The following is a 23,276-nucleotide window of genomic DNA, read 5'->3' as shown; positions in this document are numbered from 1 at the left end:
ACAGCCCAGGTCAATCCCCGCTCCTCTTGCCCCTGACCGGCGCGGTATCGAACAGCTCCGTGAAGTAGCTGGTGAGCGCGGCCACGGATTCCTCCGGGACAGGGTCCTCGTCGGGCCCGTTCGGGAGTTCGTACCGCTCGACGGGTGGCGCCGATTCCGCTTCCGCGATCCAGTCCCGCAGAGGGGCGGGGTCGCGGGGCTGGTCCGGCGCAAGGATGTCGTAGATCAAGGTCGCTCCCGCCGCGTTGATCGCGACACTGAGACCGTTGACCTCTCGCCCGCCGGCGACCTGGCCGCTCTTCAGAAGACGGACCAGAGCCTGAGCGGTGGGACGGTGATCGATCAGCTCGCTCCGGAGGACGGTGTGGATGAGGTCCTGATTTCCACAGGCGATTTCGACCGGCTCGTAGTCCGACCCGTTCCTGAAGAGTTCGGCCGCCCACCACAGGCGGGAGAAACACTGACGATCCGCGGGGCCACGGAAGCGCTCGGCGGCGACGCGCCTTTCCGGCCTGGTCGCCGTCGGCTCCGACAGGTGCCGCCAGACCACGTAATCCGGGGCCACAGCCAGGGCGAGGTGGTTCCAGAGACGCTTGTCCGCCGCTTCTCGTCGCGTCAGGCGCAGCGTGGCGTGCAGCCGTGGCGCGAGCCACGCGTCCGCTCGGGTGCGGTCCTCCCGGAACTCGAACATGGCGTCTTCCACCAGACTCCGGACCGGCTCGGCCCACCACCTGGCGTCGTCCTTGGGGAGCGATTCGACGACCTTCGCCAGATCGATGCCTTGGTGTACCTGTTCCCCTTTGAGCAGTTCCTCGGTGAGAAACGGATCGACAGCGGAGGTGGCGAGCAGCCCCAGGCGCTCCGGTACGTGGTTGGGTTGGGTGATCACGTCTCACTCTCGCGGTTCATCTGTTCCAGACTGCGGATGACAAAGGACAGGGCCTTTGTGGCATCGGCGCGGCGGACTGCCGCGTAATGGATACGCGTCTGTAGCTCCACCCAGCCCGAGTCGCCGGTGCGCCGGCGATGGACCTGCCGTAGGGCCTCCTCGACACGGACACCGGGAATCACATCCGGGAGCATCTCCCGCAGCACCTCGCCCTGCCAGTCGGTGGGGAAGACCGGCCCGCCACCGGGTTCTACCTCCAGATCGCCGATGGCACCATGAAACACCGCGGTCCACACGTCAGTGGCCATCTGGGCGACCAGAAGGTCACGCACCTTGCTGTCCACACCCGAACCATTGCTGTCCAAGAGGTCGATGACGCCTTCCACATCGGTGTTCACGAACACCGAGGGGACTCTGGCAGAGGCGTCCACGATCCAGGGCGCGTCGGCGTAAGCCTGCAGCCACTCCCGGGAGCTCCTCTTGAACGATGCCTTTTGGACCTCTAGCTGTAGCCCACGGACCGGCTCGTCGGAAACCGTGTCGATGACCCAGCTCCGGTCGGTCTCGGCGATCGACCGACCGCGCACTCCGTCCACCGTCCCGACCGCGTACACAGCGAGGGAAGCCCGAGCCATGTGATCGTCGCGGAACACCTCCAGCGAGCCGGACCAGTCCCGTCCGTCCTCAGCGTCGAGCCTGAGACTCGCGGAGGTACGGACATTGGTCTCGCCGTCCGTCAGTACGGCGAGGACACACAGATCCGCCCAGGGCGCATCCGGCGCGTTCGCCCCGGGCGGCAGCGTCGCAGAAAGAGCGACAGTGGCGCTCACCCAGTCTGTGTGGCCCGCGACTCCGAGCGCGACAGCCTGCTGTTGGGTCGAGTACGCGGCGGTCTCCAACTGGTCACGGGTTCCGTCGGAAAGCTTGAGGGAAACCGAAGTCACTCTGAGCGTGATCGGCCGGTTGAGCCGCTTGTACGGGTAGAACTTCACGTGTCACTCCCCCTTGCCGGCGCGGAGTTCGACAACAAGACGAGTGAGCGTGGTCCTGACGGGGTGGCTGGTGACGTCGGTGGTTCCTCGGAACTTCGCACGTCGCACGCCGGGTGTGAAACGCAGCATTCCGTCCTCGGCTTCGCAGCCCTCGACGCCCACGAGTTCGGCCCAGTCCAGCCTGGGTCGGCCCCCCGAACGCACGTCCAGCTGCGCCACCGGCACCATCGGGACGATCTCGTCGCCACGCGGGATGCTGACTTCGCCGGTGATCTGCCACTCCCCGCCGTCGCCGACCGACGCGTCGAGCCCGTCCAGGACCGGAACCGCCGGGCCGGTCGGGGTCTTGGCCTTGGGCCTCGGTCGCACGGTCAATGCCTTGCGCAGGGCCTCGCCCCCTTCGCCGCTGCTGCGCTTCGGCCGCGCGACGAGTTCCCTCACCGCACTGTTGGCCTCGGCAGTCAGCGCGCTGATCCGCCGGTACGCGGACGGCGACCATCGCAGTGTCAGCTCTTCCGTCTGCCCCCAACGGTCATGCTCGGGAGGTTCCGCCGCACGTAGGAATTCCTCGGCCTCCTTCGCGAAGGGGGCAGTCTCTCCGGCCGCCTCCCCCACCAGCAGAACTGCCTGGAAAGGGTTGGTGCTGATCGGCAGCCTCGGGACCACGCTCCTCTTGACGGTCATGCGATTACCGCGCAACGAGTGCATCCGGTTCTTCGCCCCGTCCCTGTCCCCGTCGGCCTCGGTGACGAGCAGGACCGCTTGGTGCGTGCCCAGCGTCCCATGGGCACCTCCGGACAACGGCAGCTTCAACGGGACGCTCCGCGCCGCCACCTGCCCGGCCTCGGTCAGGCGATCCACCGTGGTGCCCTCGTAGTGTGCCCTCAGCGCACGGGTCCGAGCGGGCTGTTCGACAGACGGGTCCACCTGCTGCTCCGCCACGACCACCTCGCCGTTCCGAAAAGTACGGACGGACACCTCCAGGAGGGGAAGCTTGCTGCCCCCGCCGGTCATCGCGGCCCAGAAGTCACGCCCCAGCGCTTCGACCAGCCGGGCGTGCATCGCGCTGATATCACGCGTGTCCGCATCACCCTCCTCGTCGCCGATGAACCCGTCGTCGGGATCGGAGGAGTTCGCCGCGAGGCCGGCCACATCGTGCGCACCGACGATGAGGAAGGATGTACCGGGTTCGTCGTTCTCCCGGGTCAGGTACAGCCTCTCCACGGTCTCCTCGTCAGCCCACCAGGAACGGGCGACCATGGCGCCGGCCGAGTCAGGATCAGGGCGGCCGAACCAGGCTGGGCCTGCGTACGACCGGCCATCGACCTCACGCCAGGGCAGTTCGAGACGGCCGATGACACGGCGCTCAGTGCGTCCCTCATGAGGCACGGAGAGGGTGGAGTTGATGAGTACGAGCCCGAGGGCGCTGGTGGCCCATAGAGTCGCCTTGCCCAGGCCGTACGAACCACCCGCACCGGGACCCGACTTGAGGCTCTCCAATTGGCGTCTGACCACGGCGGCGAACTTGCCGTCCGCGTAGTCGTCGCCGATGAGCCCGGAGGCGTTGTAGTCGTCGACGCGGAGCAGGACCAAGCGGCCCTTCTCGTACATGTCGCGCACCCCGGCGTCCACGACCCGACCGACCTTCTGGTGACCGGCGGTCTCCGAGACGGCGGAGTAGTGCGGAAAGAGATCGTTCCAAAGGATCGCCTCACGGAAGGCGTCCAGGGCTTCCCCCGTGAGCTCGTGCAGCGTGTAACGGACCTTGACCGGGCGGCCGTTCTCGATCAGCCGCTCATCCAGGCTGTTCTGGCACGTCTCTCGCGCGAGAACCTGAACGTCGGCGTCGAAGGCGAAGGCGGCGGCATTGCCGAGGTCACGGCCACCGTCGGGGTAGCCGGGGCGGTGGTACCAGGTGACCGGGAGGCCGGCCTGGGTGTCGGTGGTCCGGGTGTGCACCGTGCCCAGATCCGTGCCGAGCGCCTTGGCGATGTCCGCCATGACGGTCGGGCGAGGCGTCGACCGGCCGGTGATCCACGCGGACACAGCGGCCCGGGTCAGCTCGAGCTCGTCGGCCAGTTCAGCCTGCGTCTTCCCTGCAAGCTTGAGCTGTCGGGCCAACCACGGCCCGAACTCCTCACCTGTCTCCACGCGCCGCCTGCTCTTTCCTGAGAGTCCCATGCCGATCGCACGGTGTGGGCCATGAGGCTATTTTGACAAGTGCCGCAACGTCAACCAGCAGTTGATTGAGTCCGATCGCTCAGACGACTTCAGTCCGGTCTCAAAAAACCTGCCTCGAATGACCCCGTTTCGCCCCGTCTGCGACACCTCGCAAGCGGAGCCCTCCAACTCACTTTCATCATGGGGCAGTTGGAGGTTGACCTTCGGCTGACGAGCCACGTAACGTCACCCGACGACGGGAACTCCGTCTCGCTCGCGATTCCGAAATCGGGAAGGCGTGCGGCTTCAGGAGAAGTGTGACCAATTTCAGAACCTCGTGACACCCGACACCTCCACGGAGTTCCACGAAGAAAGCCCTCCTGAAAAGGACTGGCTGCACGAGACCTCCATCCGCTAGCTTAATCCCGGGGGAAAGAGTCACCCAAGGCGTCAACTTATCCCATTTCGTTTTCACAGGGGGCGCGTGCCCAAATTCACCCCTGTGCGGCTGCGCGACGCGACCTGACAGGGGGTAGACCGGATGACTGAGCAGGACAGTGAATCATTGGACTCATTTCGGGATTCGAGTGCATTCGAGCTGGATATCAAGACGGCGGAGAGCAAGGTCGAGGTCCTGGCAATCCTTCACAGACACGACATGTCCCAGGCAGATTTCACCATCAGGTTCCCCGTACTGGCGAAGGTGGCCCAGGAGCTGCCGGACGACCCGAACGGGGCTGCTCTCCCGCACTGATGCAGCGCGTCGGGCCCGAAGTCTCGGTCTCGCAACAAAACCGACGAATTCATCCTGATGCCTCCGCTTCATGAAGACGCTGTGGAAGATGACGCACAGCGCCACGACGACACGGGCCAGCCGACAAGCCGGTCGCCGGCTCACCATTCACTCTTTCGCCCGGAACTTTGACACCCAGGAGCGCAGAAGCAGTGCCGTCTTCGTCCTCTTCGGTAACCGAAACCGTTCTCGAACAATCCTCTCGCGTCCTGCAGACTTATGCTGTGGACCCCGGCCTCGTAGCCGAACATGCCAATGGAGAGCGCCGAATCACCCAGGGCGGATATGGCGACCGTCAGCTTTTCGAGCTCGTTCAGAACGCGGCAGATGAGATGTCCGGCGCGTCGGGTGGGCGAGTTCAGGTCGTCCTCACAGAGACCCATTTGTACTGTGCGAACGAGGGCAATCCGGTAACCTCAGAAGGCGCGGAGACAATTCTCCGGATGAGCATGTCGAAGAAGCGTGGCGGCCAGATCGGGCGTTTTGGGGTGGGCGTCAAATCGGTTCTCGTGGTGACCGACGCACCGGAATTCTTCAGCAGCACGGGAAGTTTCGGATTCGACCGCGCGTGGTCGTACGAGCAGATCAGGGCCGTGCCCGGCGTGACGGAGCGCTACGGCCCGAAGTTCGACGCCCCTGTGCTGCGGATGGCTCGTCCTCTGGACGTGCAGGCCGAGCGAGCGTCCGATCACGTCCTGAACGAGCTGTTGAACTGGGCCACCACCGTCGTTCGTCTGCCCCTGCTCCCGAAGGCGGATGACCGGCTGGGCCGGGACATGCACGGGGGACGTGCCAAGGACCACGGCGAGCCTCGCGAGGAATTCCCGGTCGGCTTCCAACTCTTCTCGCCGCACGTCGCGAAGGTCGTGCTGGAGGACCGCCGGCCACGGCCCATGGCCCGTCGGACACTGACCGCCCAGCAGACCGGCGACCTGCACACCGTGGCCGAGGAACGGACCGGGAAGGCCGTCGCCACCGAACGGTGGCGCGTGTTCACCACCACCCACGAACCTGGTCCGAGCGCCCGCGCAGACGCCGGAGAACTGCACGATCGGATCTCCCTCGAACTCGCCTGGGGCGTCCCCGCCCTGGAGAAGGACCCGGAGAGCGGTCTGTACGTCAGCCCGCGATCACGCGGCCGCGGCAAGTTCTGGTCCTTCTTCCCGACCAAGTACGAGATGTCGCTGAGCGGCATCCTCAACGGCGCCTGGAAGACGAACGAGGACCGCCAGAATCTCCTCGACTCCTCCCCCTTCAACCAGGAGATGATCCGGGTGTCGGCGAAGTTGGTCGTCAACGCCCTCCATGCCCTTGCACCCGCCGAGGACCCGGCCGCCTATCTCCCTCTGCTTCCGGGCCGAGTCAAGGAGGCGATCAGCTGGGCCGACGAGTTCCTGACCCGGGAGATCTGGGCCCGCACCGCGGACCGGCCGTCGCTGCCCGACCAGGACGGCGTCCTGCGCGTCCCGACGACGCTGAAGATCCACCCGCGCCTCGACAAGGACCTGAAGAAACTGTCCCGCTGGCTGCGGATGTGGCATGAGTGCTCCGGGCGCCCCTCGAACTGGCTTCACCCGAGTGCCGAGGCGGATGCCCTACGCTCCGGAAAGGTCGAGCACATCATCAGCGCGGCCGGGCATGAGCGGACCGATGTCCGCGAATGGCTGGAGGCGCTGGTCGAGAGCGGCACCCCTGAGGCGTCGGCGGTGGCCGTTCGCATCCTCGCCGAAATGATCGAGAACGGCTCTCCCTATGCCGAGGAGGCCCGGAAGGCCCACATCGTGCTCACCGAGGAGCACGGTCTCGTCGCACCCGTGCACGGGAAAGTGTTCCGGCGCGCCGACCAGGGCGGCCTGCGCGAGGCCCTGGTCTACGTGGTCGACGAACTCGCCCAGGACCCATCGCTGGCTCACGCGCTCGGTGTCCTGGGCATCCGGGAGGCCGATGTCGAGGGACGGTTCGACAGTGTCCTCGATCAGGGCTTCGACCACTACAGCCATTCGGACTGGGAGCGCTTCTGGGAGCTGTTCCGTCAGGCGGGGATCCGTCGCCTGACGCACAAGGTTCTGGAGCGCGTGCCCGCGGCACGTTCGACGCTTCGGGTGCGGACTGCCGACGGTCGGTTCCGGCCGGTCGAGGACTGCATGCTGCCGGGCGTCGTGGCCGACGCGAAGCGCGACCCGAGCATCGCTGTGGACATGACCTTCCACTCCGACGACACCGCGTTCTTCTCTCAGGTCGGTCTGCGCGAACGGCCGACCGGCGGGTTCCGGCCGCAGGAGGGTGAGGCGTGGTTCGAGGAGTACCGCGAAGCGCTCCACGCCGCCTACCTGCGCCGCCTGGACACTAGCGCCCCGCGCCCGGCGTTGAACCGGATGAAGGTTGAGGGTGCCGCTATCGGCGGCCCGCTCCACCTCTTCCGCGCCCTCTCCGAGGAATCCCGCGCCGCTTTCCTGAAAGTGCTGCCCGATGACGCCGTGGTGGACAACTGGACGCGCCAGATAGGCGCACAGACCAGCACCCGACAGGCCGTGCTCTCGCCGATCCGGTGGATGCTGAGGAAGTTCGGCACCATCGCCACCTCCCAGGGGATCAAGCCGCTCAAGGAGGCCGTCGGACCCCAGCTCGCCGGCTACCGGGATGTGCTACCGGTCGCCGACATCTCCCCCGAGAAGGCTCGGAGGTTGCGACTCCCGACCACCGTCGACGAGGTCCCTGCCGACCGTTGGGACGCGCTCCTCGACGAGGTGACCCGTAGCGAGGACGACTCCTTCGTCGGCGCCACCTACGTGATGCTGACCAGATTCGGTGCGGACTTCCCCGAGGACACCCTGACCCGATGTCGGATCGGCGACGCCTGGGGAACCCGGCCCGACGGTGAGATCACCGTCGCCGTCGGAGCCGCTCAGTACCAGGCGCTGCGCGCCGAGCAGCTCCCGGCGCTGCTCGTGCCGACCGCCGACGATGCCGAACTGATGATCGAGAAGTGGGGCATGCTCCGCTACGCCGACGTGATCAGCCGGGAGACCCGCGAGGTGCCGGAGGGTGACCCCGTACCGCTGGTCGAGTTGTTCCCCGCCCTGCGGCAGCGTCTGAACAGCGGGAACCGTAACAGCATGGTGCAACGGTGCAGTGAGTTGGAGGAGGTCACCCGTACGCCCAACGGCACGCACGCCTCCCCCCTGGACGCCGTGCGCCAGGACAGCACCGTCAAGGTCCGCCTTCCTCTGGACCCCGAACCGATGCTCCGCCTCATCGACCGCGAGCTCGGCCTGGGCCTCGGTGCTGCAGGTTGCCGTGCGGTTCTGGAGCACCAGGACCGTATGGCTCGGGACAGCGAGCTGAAGGCGGCGCAGAAGACGGTGCGCGAGGCTGAGGACGTGGTTACCAAGATCGAGCTGCTGATCGGTGCGGACGCTCTCCGGACCGGCCTCCCTGAGGGATTGATGGAGGCCGAGCTGCAGGCGACCGACGGGGTGGAGCCGTCCGGGCGCCGGATAGCGCAGATGGCGTTCAACGCTCACGGGGACGGGGTGCTACAACAGCATGCTCGGGACATCCAGGCGCATTTCCCCAACGCTCCGGTCTCGTACGGCGGTTCGCCGGCCGCCATCGCGTTCGTCTCGGAGCTGAGGCTGCCTGTCGCGTTCGCCGGCTCGAGGACTCCGTCCCCGCCTCCGTTCGAGACCATCGAAGGCCCCAGGGATTTCCCAAGGCTTCACGAGTACCAGGAGGACCTGGTCCGGAACATCTCCACCATGCTCGACCGTCTGGCCCCCCAGCGCGGAATGCTGTCGCTGCCGACCGGCGCCGGCAAGACCCGCGTCACCGCCGAGGCCGTGATCCGCTGGGTGAAGCGGGTCGGCGACCTCAAGGGCCCCCTGTTGTGGATCGCACAGACCGAGGAATTGTGCGAGCAGGCCGTTCAGAGCTGGAAGTTCGTCTGGAGCAAGGTCGGGGCCGAACGGCCGCTGACCGTCAGTCGACTGTGGAGCACCAACGAGGTCGGCGATGTCGTCGATCACCCGCACCTGGTGGTCGCCACCGACGCCAAGCTGGAGCGCTGCCTCGGCACCGACCAGTACGCCTGGCTGCGTCAGGCCGTGCTGGTCATCGTGGACGAGGCGCACACCGCCGTCTCCAAGCGATACACCGAGATTCTGAGCCAGTTGGGACTCACCCAATACGAGACGGGGCGGCATCTACTTGGCCTGACCGCCACCCCGTTCCGCAACCGTAACGAGGAGGAGACCCGCCGGCTGGCCGGCCGCTTCGGCAATCGACGCCTCGACGAAGGAGTCTTCCCCTCGGGTGACCCGTATCGCGATCTCCAGGACTGGGGGATGCTGGCGCAGGTCGAGCATCGCACCCTTGAAGGCGGCAGTATCGAACTCACCCGGGACGAGAAGACACACGCCGAACGCATGGCCATGCTCTCCCGGTCCGCGGAACAGCGGCTCGCCGACGACCATGCGCGCAGTCGGCGCATCGTCGACGCTATAGCCGATCTTCCTGGCAGCTGGCCGACGTTGCTCTTCGCCACCTCTGTCGACCACGCCAAGTACCTCGCGGCCATACTCAACGACCGGGGTGTCCGGTCAGCAGCCGTGGACTCGACGACCAGTGCACAGGACCGTCGTACACGCATAGAGAACTTCCGCAGCGGACGTATCCGGGTCCTCACCAATTACGGTGTGCTCACCCAGGGATTCGACGCTCCCGCCACGCGTGCCGTGGTCGTGGCCCGGCCGGTCTACAGCACCAATGTGTACCAGCAGATGATCGGCCGCGGATTGCGCGGACCGCGGAACGGTGGCAAGGAAAGCTGTCTGATCCTCAACATCAGCGACAACATCACCAACTTCGACACCGACCTCGCCTTCAATGAGTTCGAACACCTCTGGAGCCGGAAGTGAGCGACGCCTACCAGGACAGCCCCCCGCTCACCGACGAGCAACTGGCCGTGGTCGAGCAGCCTTGGGACGCTCGCGTCCTGGTCAGCGCAGGCGCCGGTGCCGGAAAGACCCACACCCTGGTACGTCGACTCGACGCGCTGTGCGGTCACGAGGACGCCGAACAGGCCCTGGAAGCCGCTGAAATCCTGGTGCTCACCTTCTCCAGAGCGGCTGCCCGGGAGCTGCGCGAGCGGATCTCTCGGCACGGAGAGGCGGCCCACCGAGTGCGGGCCCGTACGTTCGACGCGTGGGCCTACGAGGTGCTCCTCCAGGCACACCCGGACGTAGACTGGGGAAGGGTCGGCTTCGACGAGCGGATCGCCGGCGCGACCCACGCGATCGAGAAGGGTGCGCTGGAGATCGGTGACGCGGTCCCGCCGGCCCATGTCGTGATCGACGAGGTGCAAGACCTGCTGGGTGGGCGCCGCGAGCTGGTGGAGACGCTTCTCGACCGCTACCAGGACAGCTGCGGTTTCACCGTCGTCGGCGATGCCGCCCAGTCCGTGTACGGCTTCCAGATCCAGGACCTGGGCGAACGCGCGGACGAGACCGGCCGGTTCTTCGACTGGCTGCGCTGCTCCTACCCCGACGACCTGGTGGAGCTGAACCTCACCCGGAATTTCCGGGCCACTACCCCCGAGGCCCGGGTCGCTCTGGGGCTCGGACCCCGGCTCCAGCGGCTGAACGATCCGGACGAGGCTGGAACGCTCTACGACGAACTGCGCGACCTCGCCCTGGATCCGGCCAACGGCATGGGGGGCCTGGACGACGAGTTCACCCTGGACGGCCTGCGGGACCTCTCCGACACATGCGCCGTCCTCACTCGTGACAACCAGCAGGCTCTCGTGATCTCCGACCTGCTGCACACGCACGGCATCGACCACCGACTGCGACGCCCGCTGGAGGAGCGTCCGGTGCCGTACTGGGTGGCCGAGTTGCTGCGCCGCACGGAGGCGAGTGCCCTCACCGAGGACCGGTTCCGTTCGCTCCTCGCGAACATCCCACTCCCGTACGAACCCGACGCCGGCACCCTGTGGACGGTGCTGCGTCGCGCCGCTCGTGGAGCGGGACGCGGTGTTCTGGATCTGGACCGGTTGCGCCGGGCGGTCGCCCAAGGCGGATTCCCCGACGAGGCGTCCGACCCGGAGACGGCCAACGTCGTCGTCTCGACGGTGCACCGGGCCAAGGGCCTGGAATTCGACCGGGTGATCGTCCTGACGCCACCGACCCTTGCCGAGCTCCACAAGCGGTACCGGGACGAGCTGGACCTACCCGCCGAGGCCCGCGCCCTGTACGTGGCGATGACGCGTGCCCGCCACGACCTGTACCACGTGGCCCCTCCCGAACTGCCGATCTTCAGGAGGGCGGGGGGCCGGCACCACGGTCGTCGCTACCTCGGGTCGTGGCGGTCGTACGACAGGTACGGGATCGTCGCCGAGCCCGGCGACGTGAACCGGGATGACCCGCCCGGCCACGAGACGGACGCCGTCGCCACTCAGACGTATCTCCTGGACCAGGTTCGTCCCGGTCAGGAGGTGCTGCTGCGCAAGCGCCACGGTCTGCCTCTGGGCGAGACGGAGAGCCCGCCGTACGCCCTGGTGCATGAAGGACGGGAGATCGGCGAGGCCTCACAGAGGTTTCGCGAGGAGCTGTTCCAGGTGCAGAAGGTGAACCGCGCCTGGGACCCTTGGTGGCCCGACGAGATCCACGGTCTACGGATCGACACTCTGGAGACCGTGACGGGCAGCACCGCCGCCGGCGCGAACGCCGGTCTCGGGGAGCGAGGCGTGTGGATCGTCCCGCGCATCACCGGCATCGGACGGTACCGGAGAGCCGACAACTACGAGGAGCAGCGCGCATGACGCAGGTGGCAGGCCGGCACTCCGAGCATTACCGGGTCCGGGACGAGGAACTGCTGGCGGGGCTCCGTCGTGAACTCCTGGGTCCCGCCGAGGACCTCGATTCGGACGGCCGGGACGAGATCCTCACCCAGGACGCGCCGATCGACCGATATCTGACCGGTGTGCTGTATCCGCTTGCCGCGGACAGGGCGGCCAAGGAGCGGCAGGACGACGACGCTCACGGACGGCAAGACCTGGACTCCGCGCCCCTGATCGCCCGCGAGGACGCCGAGGAGTCCGGCGGCACACAGGAGGTCGGCACCTCGGGGGACAGGCGTCCCTCCTCCATGGGTCTCACCTTCGCGGTCCGCCCAGCCATAAGCGGTTCGATCCTGGTCTCGGCCCGTGCGGCCGTCTACGAGCCCACCGACGCCGCCGGCAAGCGTGTCCCTGCCCGCCGTGCCGAGGCCCGTACCACCGCCGACCAGCGGGAGCGGTGGCAGCGCAAGGAACTTGCTCTCCCTGACCAGACCATCGACGTCACCCGGCCTGATCCGAGGATGAGAATCACGCTGTCCCCGGAAGCCGCGCTGCACGTCAACGTCCGGCGTCGAGACCCGACCGAAGGCACGGTCACGATCACGGTCACGTTGATCAACACGCAGAAGGTCGGGGAGTGGGATCTCCAGGACGCCTTCTCCCTGTTCCAGTGCGGCCTGAGGGTCCGGGCCGCCGACGGCTCCAGCGCGTTCGTCGAGCGTCCCGCCCCAGCCGCCGATCACGACCCGGAGGTCGCCACCAGTCGGTTGCTGCACCGCCACGCCCCGACCTTCGCGGTCGGCCACGGCTGCGCCGCCGAGTGGGACTGGACTCCGCAGCCGATCGGTATGACCGAAGCTGAAATCCCCGCTGTCTCCGAGGTGCGGACCCAGTTCGTGCCCTCCGTGGAGGTGCTGCTCACCGACTCCAACCCGGAGATCGACAGCTCGGCGCTGTCCATGCTGGGGCTGGCCGATCGGCCCGACGCCGAGGTCCTGGCCGCTCTGGAAGGACTCGCCACGGGGTACGAGCACTGGATCGACGGCAAGTCGGCCGAGGCGGACGCGCTGACGGGCGGCCCCCACGAGAAGCCCGCTCGGGAGCAGGTGGCGGCCTGCCGGGAGGCGCTCGCCCGAATCCGTGAAGGCATCGAGCTGCTGCGGACCAAGGCCGATCTGATGAGGGCGTTCCGACTCGCCAATCACGCCATGGCCGATCAACGCGCCCGTAGTGCCTGGGTGAAGGGCGGACGTGTCGGCGCCCCCGACCCGGCCGCCGGTCGCTGGCGTCCCTTCCAGATCGCGTTCGTTCTCCTGTGCCTGGCCGGCATCGACGAACCTGCACATCGCGACCGACAGATCTCCGACCTTCTGTGGTTCCCGACCGGTGGTGGCAAGACAGAGGCTTACCTCGGGCTGATCGCCCTCACGTCCTTCCTGCGCCGCATCCGCAACGGCGCGGACGGCGGCGGCGTCACCGTCCTCATGCGGTACACGCTGCGGCTGCTCACCCTCCAGCAGTTCGAGCGCGCGGCGATCCTGCTCTGTGCCATGGAGCAGATGCGGCGCACTACCCCCGAGTTGGGCCGTGAGGAGTTCTCCGTCGGCATGTGGGTGGGACGATCGGCCACCCCCAACACGCTGGCCGTAGCAGGTCTGAAGCTCGACGAGTTGCAGAGGAATCTCGGCAAGCGCCTCGCCACCGAGAATCCCGTCCAGCTGCATGCCTGCCCCTGGTGCGGAACTCGTCTCGACGCACGAAACTATGAGGTCGACGAGGACGCCAAGCGTATGCGTGTCCGCTGTCCGGGCGCGGACTGCGACTTCGCCGACGGCCTGCCCGTCCACTTGGTCGACGAGGCGGTGTACGACGCGCGGCCGACCCTGGTGATCGCCACCGTCGACAAGTTCGCGTCCATGCCCTGGCGTCCCGCGACCTCCGCGCTCTTCAACCGCGACCACGACCCGGACGGCGGCACCCCTCCCCCGGAACTGATCGTGCAGGACGAACTACACCTGATATCTGGGCCGTTGGGGACCCTCACGGGTCTCTACGAGACCGCGGTCGACGCACTCGCCGATCGCCCCAAGGTGATCGCCTCCACGGCGACCATCCGTCGCGCCGCCGAGCAAGGACGCCATCTCTTCGCCCGCGACGTACGGCAGTTCCCTCCCGCCGGACTGGATGCCCGCGACTCGTGGTTCGCGGTGGAGACACCGCGCGAGGAGAAGGCGAGCCGCCGCTATGTCGGCCTCCTGGCCCCCGGCACCAGCCAATCCACCCTCCTGATCCGCACGTACGCCACCCTGCTGCACAGGGCCAAGCAGGCGAAGACCGATGATGAGGTCCGCGACGCCTATTGGAGTCTCGTCGGATACTTCAACAGCCTTCGGGTGCTGTCGGCGGCCGAACTCCAGGTCCATGACGACGTGGTGGCGTACCTGGAATTGCTGGCCGAGCGCGAGGGAGTGGCTGCCCGGTCGGTCGCCAACTACTCCGAGCTGACGAGCCGGATCGACGCCAGCGAGATCCCCACCCGCCTCAAGGGCATAGAGAAGCGGCTGCCCGACAACGACACCGTGGACGTTCTCCTGGCCACCAATATGATCGCGGTCGGCGTGGACGTGGACCGCCTCGGCCTCATGGCCGTGATGGGCCAGCCGCAGACGACCGCCGAGTACATCCAGGCCACCAGCCGGGTCGGCCGAGCGCACCCCGGCCTGGTCGCGGTCATGCTCAACTCGACCCGGTCCCGGGATCGTTCTCACTACGAGACCTTCCAGCACTTCCACTCGGCGCTGTACCGAGAGGTCGAGTCCACGTCCGTCACCCCGTTCTCCGCCCGCGCCCGCGACCGGGGCCTCCACGCAGTGATCGTCGCCCTCACCCGCATCATGATCCCCGCCGCTCGCCCCAATGAAGGGGCCGGCCAGGTCGAGTCGTACGAAGGCGTACTCCGGGGGCGCATCAAGTCGATCCTCCTGGAGCGCGTGGAGGCGGTCACCCGGGAGGAGACCGACGCCGTGTCCCGGGCCTTCGACGAGTTCGTCGACTGGTGGTGCGCCGAAGCCGAGATCCACAACGGCCTGCTCTTCGAGCCTCAGAGGGGCAGCCGATCCCCTTCGCTCCTGAAAGCGTACGACGACGAGTCCCAGGACGCCGAGGCATGGTCCACATTGTGGAGCCTGCGCGACGTCGACGCCGAGACCGCCCTGTTCATGGAGGCAACCCGATGACACCGCCCCCCGCCCGCCGTCGCCGGACCGGCTTGAGCGGCGCCGGCCCCGCCCACAACCTGCTGCGGCGTGGTGCGGTCCGCCGCGCTCAGGCGATCACCACGTACGGCGTCGGCTCGCTCATCGCCGTCGACCACGAGTCCTTCATCGTCTCGGGCCTCGACGAGGCCGAGCAGAGCTGGAACCGTGACGAGTCCCCGCGGATCCACGAACGACGCCTGGCCCGGGTGCTCGAGGTCGACTACTTCCGGCTGCCACCCGCTTCCGACGACACCAGCAGGGACGGTCTCCGCGTCCGCCGATTCCCCATGATGCACTCCTGCCCCGAGTGCAACGACCTGCAACGGCACCGCGACTTCAATCCGCCCGCCGGGCGAAGTGTCTGCGGTGCGTGCGAGGTCGACCTGGTCCCCTCCCGCTTTGTCGTCGCCTGCGAGGCCGGACACCTCGGCGAGTTTCCGTACTGGCAGTGGGTGCATCGTTCCGCGGACCGTGGTGCCACATCTGCGGGGCAGTGCGGTGGGAAGCTCAAGATGACTACAACCGGGCGCACTTCATCGCTCCGCTCCATCCTGATCTCCTGCACCTGTGGGCAGGCTCCCGAGGTCTCCATGGAGGGCTCCTTCCGCAGGCGCTCACTCAAGGACTTGGGTCTCAAGTGTCGGGGCACCCGTCCGTGGCTCAGCGCGTCCGCCCTTGCTCAGGAGTGCGGACTGCCGCTGCGCACGTTGCAACGTGGTTCGTCGGCGGTATGGCAGCCGGTGTTGAAGTCGGCACTTTCCATCCCGCCTTGGAGCGACGGCCGCGCGGATCCCCTCGCCGAGCATTGGGGCGCGCTCCGCAGGTACGACGAGCGCGAGCACGTCAAAATCTATCTCGATGGCGTTTTCAAGGGGAAGTGTCCGGTACCACTGGACGAGGTGATGACGCTCCTCGACGCGGAGCGCAAGGAGGACTCCGACAGTGAGTCCGCCCCTACCTTCGACCACCGCTACCGTGCCCTGCGCAACAAGGAGTACGAGCGTCTCCGTGCGGGCAACGACGAGAGCGAGCAGTCCCACAACGAGCAATTCGTCTGCGAGACCCCGCTGGGCGACCAGAGCGTGCTCGATCCGCTCGGTGTCACCGGCCCGATGCTGGTCAAGAAACTTCGCGAGGTCCGCGCCGTGAAGGCGTTCACTCGGCTCGTCGACGCCGAGTCGTCGACCGATTCCGCGGAAATGCCGCTGTCCGAGCGTCCCTTGCGTTGGCTTCCGGCCATGGAGGTACATGGCGAAGGAGTCTTCCTCCGCCTGGACGAGGACCGACTCGGCGCGTGGGAGAAGACCATGGCGGTGGCGGCCCGGGTCGATCGGATGCGTACCGCCCACCAGCGGTTGCTGGAGCACCGGGCCGACGACCCCAGCCGGATCGTCCCCTCTCCTGCCACCCCTCGCATGGTGCTGCTGCACACGCTGGCCCACGTCCTCATCAACGAGTGGAGCCTGAAGGCGGGTTATCCGGCCGCAGCCCTGCGCGAGCGGCTTTACGCCGCCGACGACATGGCCGGGGTACTCGTTTACACAGCGACGAGCGACTCTGCGGGCAGTCTGGGTGGTCTGGTAGCTCAGGGCGAACCAGAGGTGCTCGATCGGGCGGTCCGCTCGGCGGTCCGTCGTGCCGAATGGTGTTCCTCGGATCCGCTCTGCATCGAGACCGAAGTGTCCGGCGCCGGTGGCATCAACCTGGCGGCCTGTCACTCCTGCGTGATGCTTCCGGAAACGAGTTGCGAACACAACAATGTTCTGCTCGACCGCGCCCTGCTCGTCGGTACCCCCGACGACCCTCGACTTGGCTACTTCGAGGGCGTCCTGGGGCAGTGACATCAGCGTCGTTGTGACGGGTATGGGCGCGGCGTTCGCCACGGAGACGGCAACGTGGCACGGGCTCTGCGGCACGTTCGACGACAGCTCGTCGGACCCCTCGGTCCGCTCCCCTGGGCGGCCGAATCCGGTGCCACTGGGCGTCGCATGCCTCAGCCCCTATCAGGGCGGGTGCCGGGTAAGGACTCTCCTTACCCGGCACCTTGCTGTCAGCGATGGGACCTGTGGCCTCGGAGGTCAGCGCTGAGCGGATCGCTTCGCCTTCACCTCGGCGTAAACCCGCTCCGCGATCGCCTCGGGCGCCTCATGCTCCCAGAACCTGAGTACGGTCCAACCGGCCGCAATCAGGTGGTCCGTCGTCTCACGGTCGCGGGCGATGTTGCGCTCGAGCTTCGTCCGCCACCACTCCCTGTTCGCCTGGGGATGCGTTGCGTGCTCGGGGCAGCCGTGCCAGAAGCAGCCGTCGAGGAATACGGCGATCTTCGTCCGGCCGAACAGGATGTCCACCGTCCGGCGGGACATACCGGGCACGGGAACGTGGACGCGGTACCTCAGCCCACTGCCGTGCAACAGGCGGCGGACTGCGAGCTCCATCGAGGTGTCACGCGATGCCTGGCGACTCATGCGCGCGGCCACGGCGGGGGAGGATGCGATGGGCGGCATACCGTCAGTTTCCCGCACATACCGACCCTCCGTCGAAGAGGTCGCGCATCCCCTCGGCCTCGCTTCGCGCCGCTGTCGGCAACATGACAGGCTCGCATCAACAGCAGACACAGTGGGCCACGTATCGAGTCGGCAAATGCAAGGACAGCGCTCGTCCGGCTCCCGCGCCGCCACAGACCTCGCCGGGCCGACCCTCGCCTTAACGCACCCAAGGAATGTTCCTACCTTCGGTAGGATGTGAACCATGAGCGGTAGCAAGAAGTATTCCGTCAGCCTCCCCGAGGACCTCGCCGAGGCCGTACGCGCCCACGTGGGCCCCGGCGGCTTTTCCGCCTATGTGGCCGAGGCGCTGGAGCAGCGTGTGGCCATCGACAAGCTCCGTGAGATCGTCGCCGACTTCGAGACCGACAACGACCCGCTGTCCCGCGATGAAGTCGAAGCAGCCCGTGCCGTACTGCGCCGCGATCGACGTGACGCGGGCGGTGCCGCGGCCTGATGCCCGGCACGCTCCTCCTGGACAGCGAGGGCCTGTCCAAGCTGTACCTCAAGAATCGCGCCGTTCTGGCCCTCGTCCAGGCAGCCGCGGAAGAAGGCGTTCGGGTGGCCACGACCGCGATGACCACGCTTGAGGCGGACTACGAACGCATTCACCCCGCCCGCATCCGATGGGTGCTTTCCCGGATCGACGTCCATGACGTCACCAAGGACATCACCGACCAAGCCGCGGCGCTGTTGCGCGAGCACCGACTCAGGGGCCACAAGTACGCCATCGACGCCGTCCTCGCGGCTACCGCCCGCTCAGCGCAAGGACCCGTCACCGTCCTCACCTCCGACACCGAGGACATCACCTTGCTCTGTGGACCCGGCATCGAGGTCGTCAAGGTCTGACGCACGTGGATCGCGGGCGTCCAGACAAAAAGCCCAGGTTCCGCATGATGGAACCTGGGCCTCTTCGAGCCGCCTAAGGGAATCGAACCCTTGACCTACGCATTACGAGTGCGTCGCTCTGGCCGACTGAGCTAAGGCGGCAGGCTGCCGAGACAGCTTGGCATCGGCAGCGGGCACAAGTCTACACAGTTCTCGAGGGGCCCCTGACCAGGGTGCCGTCCGGATCCGGACGGCACGGGCCTGGCCGAGCCGGCACGGGCCGGGGCCCCTCGTGGGTCAGCAGGTCTTGCCGTCCGCCGGGGGCGTGCCCTCGAGGAGGTAGCGGTTGACGGCGGCGTCGATGCAGTTGTTGCCGCGGGCGTACGCCGTGTGGCCGTCGCCGTTGTAGGTGAGGAGGACGCCGGAATCGAGCTGGCCGGCCAGGGACTTGGCCCAGGCGTACGGCGTGGCCGGGTCGCGGGTGGTGCCGACGACGAGGATGGGGTCGGCGCCGGCCGCCTCGATGCGGTGGGGCTTGCCGGCGGGCGGGACGGGCCAGTAGGCGCAGATCAGGCTCGACCAGGCGAGATTCTTGCCGAAGTGCGGGGACTCGGCGGTGAACGAGGAGACGGACTGCTCGGCGGCCGGCGGACCGGACAGGGCCGGCGGCAGGTCGAGGCAGTTCACGGCGGCGTTGGCGTACATGAGGTTGTCGTAGCGGCCCCGGTCGTCGCGCTCGTAGTACGTGTCGGACAGTGCGAGCAGACCGCTCCCGTCGCCCTTGTTGGCCTTGGTGAGGGCGGTGCGCAGGGTGGGCCACATCGACTCGTCGTACATCGCCGCGATCACGCCGGTGGTGCCGAGCGCCTCGGTCAGCTTGCGTTGGCTGCCGGTGTTCAGGGGCTTGGCGTCCAGCTGCTTGAAGAAGGCGTCGAGGCGGTGCCCGGCGTCGGCGGTGCTCATGGTGCCGAGCGGGCAGTCGCGGTGGGTGATGCAGTCCCTGGCGAAGGCGTCGAAGGCGGTCTCGAAGCCGGAGGCCTGGCCGCGGCTCGCTTCGAGGGCGGAGATCGACGGGTCGACGGCGCCGTCGAGGACGAGCCGGCCTGCCTTGTCCGGGAAGAGCTCGGCGTAGGTGGCGCCCAGGAAGGTGCCGTAGGACTTGCCGACGAAATTGAGCTTGCGGTCGCCGACCAGGGCGCGGAAGACGTCCATGTCACGCGCGGAGTCCACGGTGCTGACGTGCTTGAGCAGCTTGGCCGACCGCTGCTCGCAGCCGTCGGCGAACTTGTTGTCGGCGGCGACGAGGGCATTGACCTCCGCGCCGTCGTCCGGGGTGACGTCGGTCGCCGTGAAGGCGTCCATCTGGCTGTTGCTGAGGCACTCGACGGGCTCGCTGCGGGCCACGCCGCGCGGGTCGATGGCCGCCATGTCGTAGCGGGAGGTGACCGCCGACGGGTAGCCGAAGGCCGCGTACTGCAGATAGTCGATCGCGGAGCCGCCGGGGCCGCCCGGGTTGACCAGCAGGGTGCCGAGCCGCTTGCCGCCGTCCGCGGCCCGCTTCCGGGTGACGGCGAGCTTGAGGTCGGTCGCCGTGGAAGGGTGCGCGTAGTCGAGGGGGACCCGCATGGTGGCGCACTGCATGCCCGGCATGTCCTTGCAGTCGCGCCAGGACAGCCGCTGCTCGTAGTACGGCCGGAGGTTGCCGTAGGCGTCCGCGGGAGCGCCCGAGGGCGGCGGCCCGCCGAGCGAGCCCGCCGGGGACGAGGCGACGGCACGGTGCGTGCTGCCGCCGGTCGTGCACGCGGACAGCATCAGCCCGGCGACGGCGAGGACGGTGCCGGAGGTACGGAGCAGGCGCGGGGTGTGCATCGGAGCCTCGGTTCCTCGTGGTGGTGATCTGGAGCGTATCCGTGGGGCCGGTGGCGAACCGTCCTCCACAGTCCTCGTACGGGTGATTCCGGCCCGCGCCGTCAGGGGCGGTCCGGGCCGTCGAGCTTCTCGGTCGCGTACCCGGCGACCAGGGCGAAGAGCCGTCGCCGCGGGGCGATGCCGTCCAGCACCCGGACCCCGGCGGACACGCCGCGTACCCGCTCCCGCAGGGCGAGGGCGGAGCGCCGGGCGTCCTCCTCTCCGGAGGGTACGGCGAGCAGCAGTGCGGGGCGCGGCATGTCCCGCCCCGCGTAGCCGTCGTCGGCGGAGAAGTACGGCGGCGGGCCGGACCGGTCGATCCCCTCGTAGTCGCCCGAGACGCCGATCGCCGTCGCGAAGCCCCGTGGGTCGGTCAGCTGCTGCCGTACGACGCAGGCCGCGTCCCCGTCGGCGCCCAGCAGCGCCCGTGCGGGGCGGCCGGGCAGGACGCGGTAGAGCCGGGGGAGCTCGGCCGGGACGGACGCGAGACCGGCGCCCGGGCCGGCGTCGCAGCGAGCGGGCAGAACGACCACGAAGGGATCGGCGATGCCGCGCAGCGACTGGGCGGCGAAACCGGCGAACAGGTCCGGGTCGGCGGGGTCGATGTGGGCCACGACCAGAGGGAAGTAGAGCCCGGCGGAGTCCGGGTAGTCGTACTGCGGCGGCAGCCAGACCCGCGTGCCGTCGGACAATTCCTGGAGCGTACCGCCGGCCGGGTGACCGAGGGTGCGCGGCGGTTCCAGCCCGGCGTCCACGGGGTCCGACGGCACCGGCCGCGGCGGTGGCGCGGACGACGGCCGGGACGGCGGTGGCGCGGCGGCGGTGACCGGGCGCGGCGGCGAGGGCGACGGGTCCCGCGGGCCGGACGGCGAGCAGACGCCCAGCGTGATCGCCACCGCGGCGGCCAGTGCGGACCCGGCACCGCGCAGCACCGTGCCGGTGCGCTCGACGGGCAGTTCGTACGCGCGGCCGGCGCGCTGCTCCCACCAGTGCCGCAGCGCCGAGCGGGCGAGCGCCACCGCGACGGCTCCGGCCGCAGTCAGCAGCGCGTACAGAACGACGACCTCGGCCACCTCGGGCACGTGCGGCACCACCTCGGGACGTCCCCACGGTGCGGGCACGGGTGGGGGCACCCGCGCCAAAGGCAGGGGGGAGCGCATCCCGTGCGCTGGGATCACCCCCGCGGGGACAGCGGCCGGGGGCACCGCACAGCAGCCTGCGGCAAGGCCGGGCACACCGGGGAGCGGCGACGCGCGGGCACCACAAACGATCACCCGTCCGCCGGATGATCAAGGGCGCGGGGCGCTCCGGGCAGCTGGTTCCCGCGCCGGCGGTCAGCCCGCGCGCAGCGCCAGCGTCATCGCCTCGACGGCCAGCAGCGGCGCGACGTTCCTGTCCAGGGCCTCACGGCAGGCGAGCACGGCCTCGATGCGGCGCAGGGTGTTCTCCGGCCGCGAGGCCGCCGCGATCCGCTCCACGGCGTCCCGCGCCTCGACGTTCGCGATCGCGACGGACGTGCCCACCTGCACGGCCAGCACGTCCCGGTAGAAGCCCGCCAGGTCGGTCAGGGCCAGGTCGAGGGTGTCGCGCTGGGTACGGGTGGACCGGCGCTTCTGCCGGTCCGCGAGCTCCTTCATCACGCCCGCCGTGCCGCGCGGCATGCGGCTGCCCGCCCCCGCGGACGCGCCGAGCGCCGCGCGCAGCTCCTCGGTCTCCTTGGCGTCCGTCTCCTCGGAGACCTGCTTGGCGTCCTCCGTCGCCGCGTCCACCAGCTCCTGCGCGGCCTTCAGGCAGCCCCCGACGTCGTCCACGCGCAGCGGCAGCCTCAGCACGGCCGCGCGGCGGCTGCGCGCCCCCTCGTCGGTGGCGAGCCGGCGGGCGCGGTCGATGTGCCCCTGCGTGGCCCGCGCGGCGGCCTCGGCGATCACGGGGTCGATGCCGTCGCGCCGGATCAGCACGTCGGCGACGGCGTCCACGGGCGGGGTACGCAGCACCAGGTGCCGGCAGCGCGAGCGGATCGTCGGCAGCACGTCCTCGACGGAGGGCGCGCACAGCAGCCACACCGTCCGGGGCGCGGGCTCCTCGACGGCCTTGAGCAGTACGTTGCCGGCGCCCTCGGTGAGGCGGTCCGCGTCCTCCAGCACGATCACCTGCCAGCGTCCGGACGCGGGCGACAGCGTGGAGCGGCGGACGAGGTCGCGGGTGTCCTTGACGCCGATGGAGAGCAGGTCGGTGCGAACCACCTCGACGTCGGCGTGCGTACCGACCAGGGTCGTGTGGCAGCCGTCGCAGAAGCCGCAGCCCGGCGCACCGCCCAGGGCCCGGTCCGGGCTCACGCACTGCAGCGCGGCGGCGAAGGCGCGGGCGGCCGTGTCACGGCCCGCGCCGGGCGGGCCGGTGAACAGCCAGGCGTGCGTCATCTTCGACGCCGCCGGGAGCGCGGTGCCCGCGGCCACCGCCGTCACGAAGGCGTCCGCGTCCCGCGCGGCGGCGGCCAACTGCTCCGTCACCCGGTCCTGGCCGACCAGGTCGTCCCATACCGCCATCGCGTCCGCCCGTCCTGTGCTGCCCTCTGCCCGTGTCTTCCCCGGCCCCACCATTGTCGGGCACGCCACCGACACGGGGCCCTGCGGGGCGGGGCGGGGGTGCGTCGTTGTTGCGGCCGGTTGTCGTGTGTGGGTTGTGTGCGCCTGCGGCGGGCATCCCCCGCCCTCCCCCAGCCTTCGGCCGGGGGGACTCCCATCCGGCGCGGTTGGTTGCCGCCTGCGCGGGGTGCGTGGTGGGCCGGGGACGGGGCCTCCGGGGCTGGGCATTCTGGACCGCATATTTATGTGCATGGCGGGCGGTGCAGGTCGGACCCCGGGTGCCGCACAACACATATGCGTCAGCGTCCAGAACACCCACCCCTACGACCCCGCCCCCTCCGTATCGCCGGCGACCAACGGCCGGTGGGGGGTGAGAAGGCGGTCCGGGGCTGCCGCAAGTGCCTCTCTGAACCCCCCTCCGGCCGCCAGGCGCCCACACGACCGGAGGGGGTGTGGCGGGGTGCCCCCGCAGGGGACGAGCGGCGG

At 68.8% G+C, this 23,276-nt stretch carries 13 protein-coding genes and 1 tRNA gene; 6 read left to right on the top strand and 8 right to left on the bottom strand.

The window, feature by feature from the left end:
• Positions 1 to 10 precede the first annotated feature (10 nt).
• Genes AC3EUJ_RS02810 through AC3EUJ_RS02800 form a run of 3 tightly spaced genes read right to left on the bottom strand, consistent with a single transcriptional unit; the run spans position 11 to position 4,032 of the window.
• Positions 11 to 889, bottom strand: a complete 879-nt coding sequence (locus AC3EUJ_RS02810) for a DUF6339 family protein (protein WP_431959257.1) — start codon at positions 887 to 889, stop codon at positions 11 to 13.
• Positions 886 to 1,881, bottom strand: coding sequence for a hypothetical protein (locus AC3EUJ_RS02805; protein ID WP_431959255.1), 996 nt, complete (start codon positions 1,879 to 1,881; stop codon positions 886 to 888). Before AC3EUJ_RS02805 ends, AC3EUJ_RS02810 begins: the two co-directional genes overlap by 4 nt.
• Positions 1,882 to 1,884: 3 nt before the next feature.
• Positions 1,885 to 4,032: a helix-turn-helix transcriptional regulator gene (locus AC3EUJ_RS02800; RefSeq protein ID WP_431959254.1), complete on the bottom strand. Its 2,148-nt coding sequence runs from the start codon at positions 4,030 to 4,032 to the stop codon at positions 1,885 to 1,887.
• A gap of 954 nt (positions 4,033 to 4,986) precedes the next feature.
• On the opposite strand from AC3EUJ_RS02800, the gene AC3EUJ_RS02795 reads away from it, so the two are divergent.
• From AC3EUJ_RS02795 to drmB, 4 genes are read left to right on the top strand one after another with little or no spacing between them, the layout of a single operon-like run.
• Positions 4,987 to 9,750: a DEAD/DEAH box helicase gene (locus AC3EUJ_RS02795; protein ID WP_431959252.1), complete on the top strand. Its 4,764-nt coding sequence runs from the start codon at positions 4,987 to 4,989 to the stop codon at positions 9,748 to 9,750.
• Positions 9,747 to 11,651, top strand: a complete 1,905-nt coding sequence (locus AC3EUJ_RS02790) for a UvrD-helicase domain-containing protein (protein WP_431959251.1) — start codon at positions 9,747 to 9,749, stop codon at positions 11,649 to 11,651. The genes AC3EUJ_RS02795 and AC3EUJ_RS02790 overlap by 4 nt, the downstream gene beginning before the upstream one ends.
• A complete protein-coding gene (locus AC3EUJ_RS02785) occupies positions 11,648 to 14,905 on the top strand; it encodes a helicase-related protein (RefSeq protein WP_431959250.1) in 3,258 nt (1,085 codons plus the stop codon). The genes AC3EUJ_RS02790 and AC3EUJ_RS02785 overlap by 4 nt, the downstream gene beginning before the upstream one ends.
• Complete coding sequence (gene drmB, locus AC3EUJ_RS02780; protein WP_431959249.1) at positions 14,902 to 16,767, top strand: DrmB family protein; 1,866 nt, start codon at positions 14,902 to 14,904, stop codon at positions 16,765 to 16,767. Before AC3EUJ_RS02785 ends, drmB begins: the two co-directional genes overlap by 4 nt.
• A gap of 237 nt (positions 16,768 to 17,004) precedes the next feature.
• On the opposite strand, the gene AC3EUJ_RS02775 is transcribed toward drmB, so the two are convergent.
• Positions 17,005 to 17,391 carry a very short patch repair endonuclease gene (locus tag AC3EUJ_RS02775; RefSeq protein WP_431959590.1) on the bottom strand — a complete coding sequence of 129 codons (387 nt, stop codon included), beginning with the start codon at positions 17,389 to 17,391 and terminating at the stop codon, positions 17,005 to 17,007.
• A gap of 283 nt (positions 17,392 to 17,674) precedes the next feature.
• Here AC3EUJ_RS02775 and AC3EUJ_RS02770 point away from each other — a divergent pair, with 283 nt between their 5' ends.
• Together AC3EUJ_RS02770 and AC3EUJ_RS02765 are read left to right on the top strand one after the other, a co-directional pair.
• Positions 17,675 to 17,926 (top strand): hypothetical protein, encoded by a 252-nt coding sequence (locus tag AC3EUJ_RS02770; RefSeq protein WP_431959248.1) that lies wholly within the window; start codon positions 17,675 to 17,677, stop codon positions 17,924 to 17,926.
• Positions 17,926 to 18,318 carry a type II toxin-antitoxin system VapC family toxin gene (locus AC3EUJ_RS02765; RefSeq protein WP_431959246.1) on the top strand — a complete coding sequence of 131 codons (393 nt, stop codon included), beginning with the start codon at positions 17,926 to 17,928 and terminating at the stop codon, positions 18,316 to 18,318. The genes AC3EUJ_RS02770 and AC3EUJ_RS02765 overlap by 1 nt, the downstream gene beginning before the upstream one ends.
• A gap of 67 nt (positions 18,319 to 18,385) precedes the next feature.
• Here AC3EUJ_RS02765 and AC3EUJ_RS02760 read toward each other — a convergent pair.
• The 4 genes from AC3EUJ_RS02760 to AC3EUJ_RS02745 form a co-directional block, all read right to left on the bottom strand.
• Positions 18,386 to 18,459 (bottom strand) — tRNA-Thr (locus tag AC3EUJ_RS02760).
• A gap of 135 nt (positions 18,460 to 18,594) precedes the next feature.
• Positions 18,595 to 20,166, bottom strand: a complete 1,572-nt coding sequence (locus tag AC3EUJ_RS02755; RefSeq protein WP_431959245.1) for an alpha/beta hydrolase — start codon at positions 20,164 to 20,166, stop codon at positions 18,595 to 18,597.
• A gap of 101 nt (positions 20,167 to 20,267) precedes the next feature.
• Positions 20,268 to 21,326, bottom strand: coding sequence for a hypothetical protein (locus AC3EUJ_RS02750; RefSeq protein WP_431959244.1), 1,059 nt, complete (start codon positions 21,324 to 21,326; stop codon positions 20,268 to 20,270).
• Positions 21,327 to 21,539: 213 nt separating this feature from the next.
• Positions 21,540 to 22,751 (bottom strand): DNA polymerase III subunit delta', encoded by a 1,212-nt coding sequence (locus tag AC3EUJ_RS02745; protein ID WP_431959243.1) that lies wholly within the window; start codon positions 22,749 to 22,751, stop codon positions 21,540 to 21,542.
• Positions 22,752 to 23,276 lie beyond the last annotated feature (525 nt).

This window comes from Actinacidiphila sp. bgisy160, assembly GCF_057707815.1.
The sequence above is the reverse complement of the archived record's forward strand: the minus strand, read 5'-3'. Positions and strand labels throughout refer to the sequence as shown.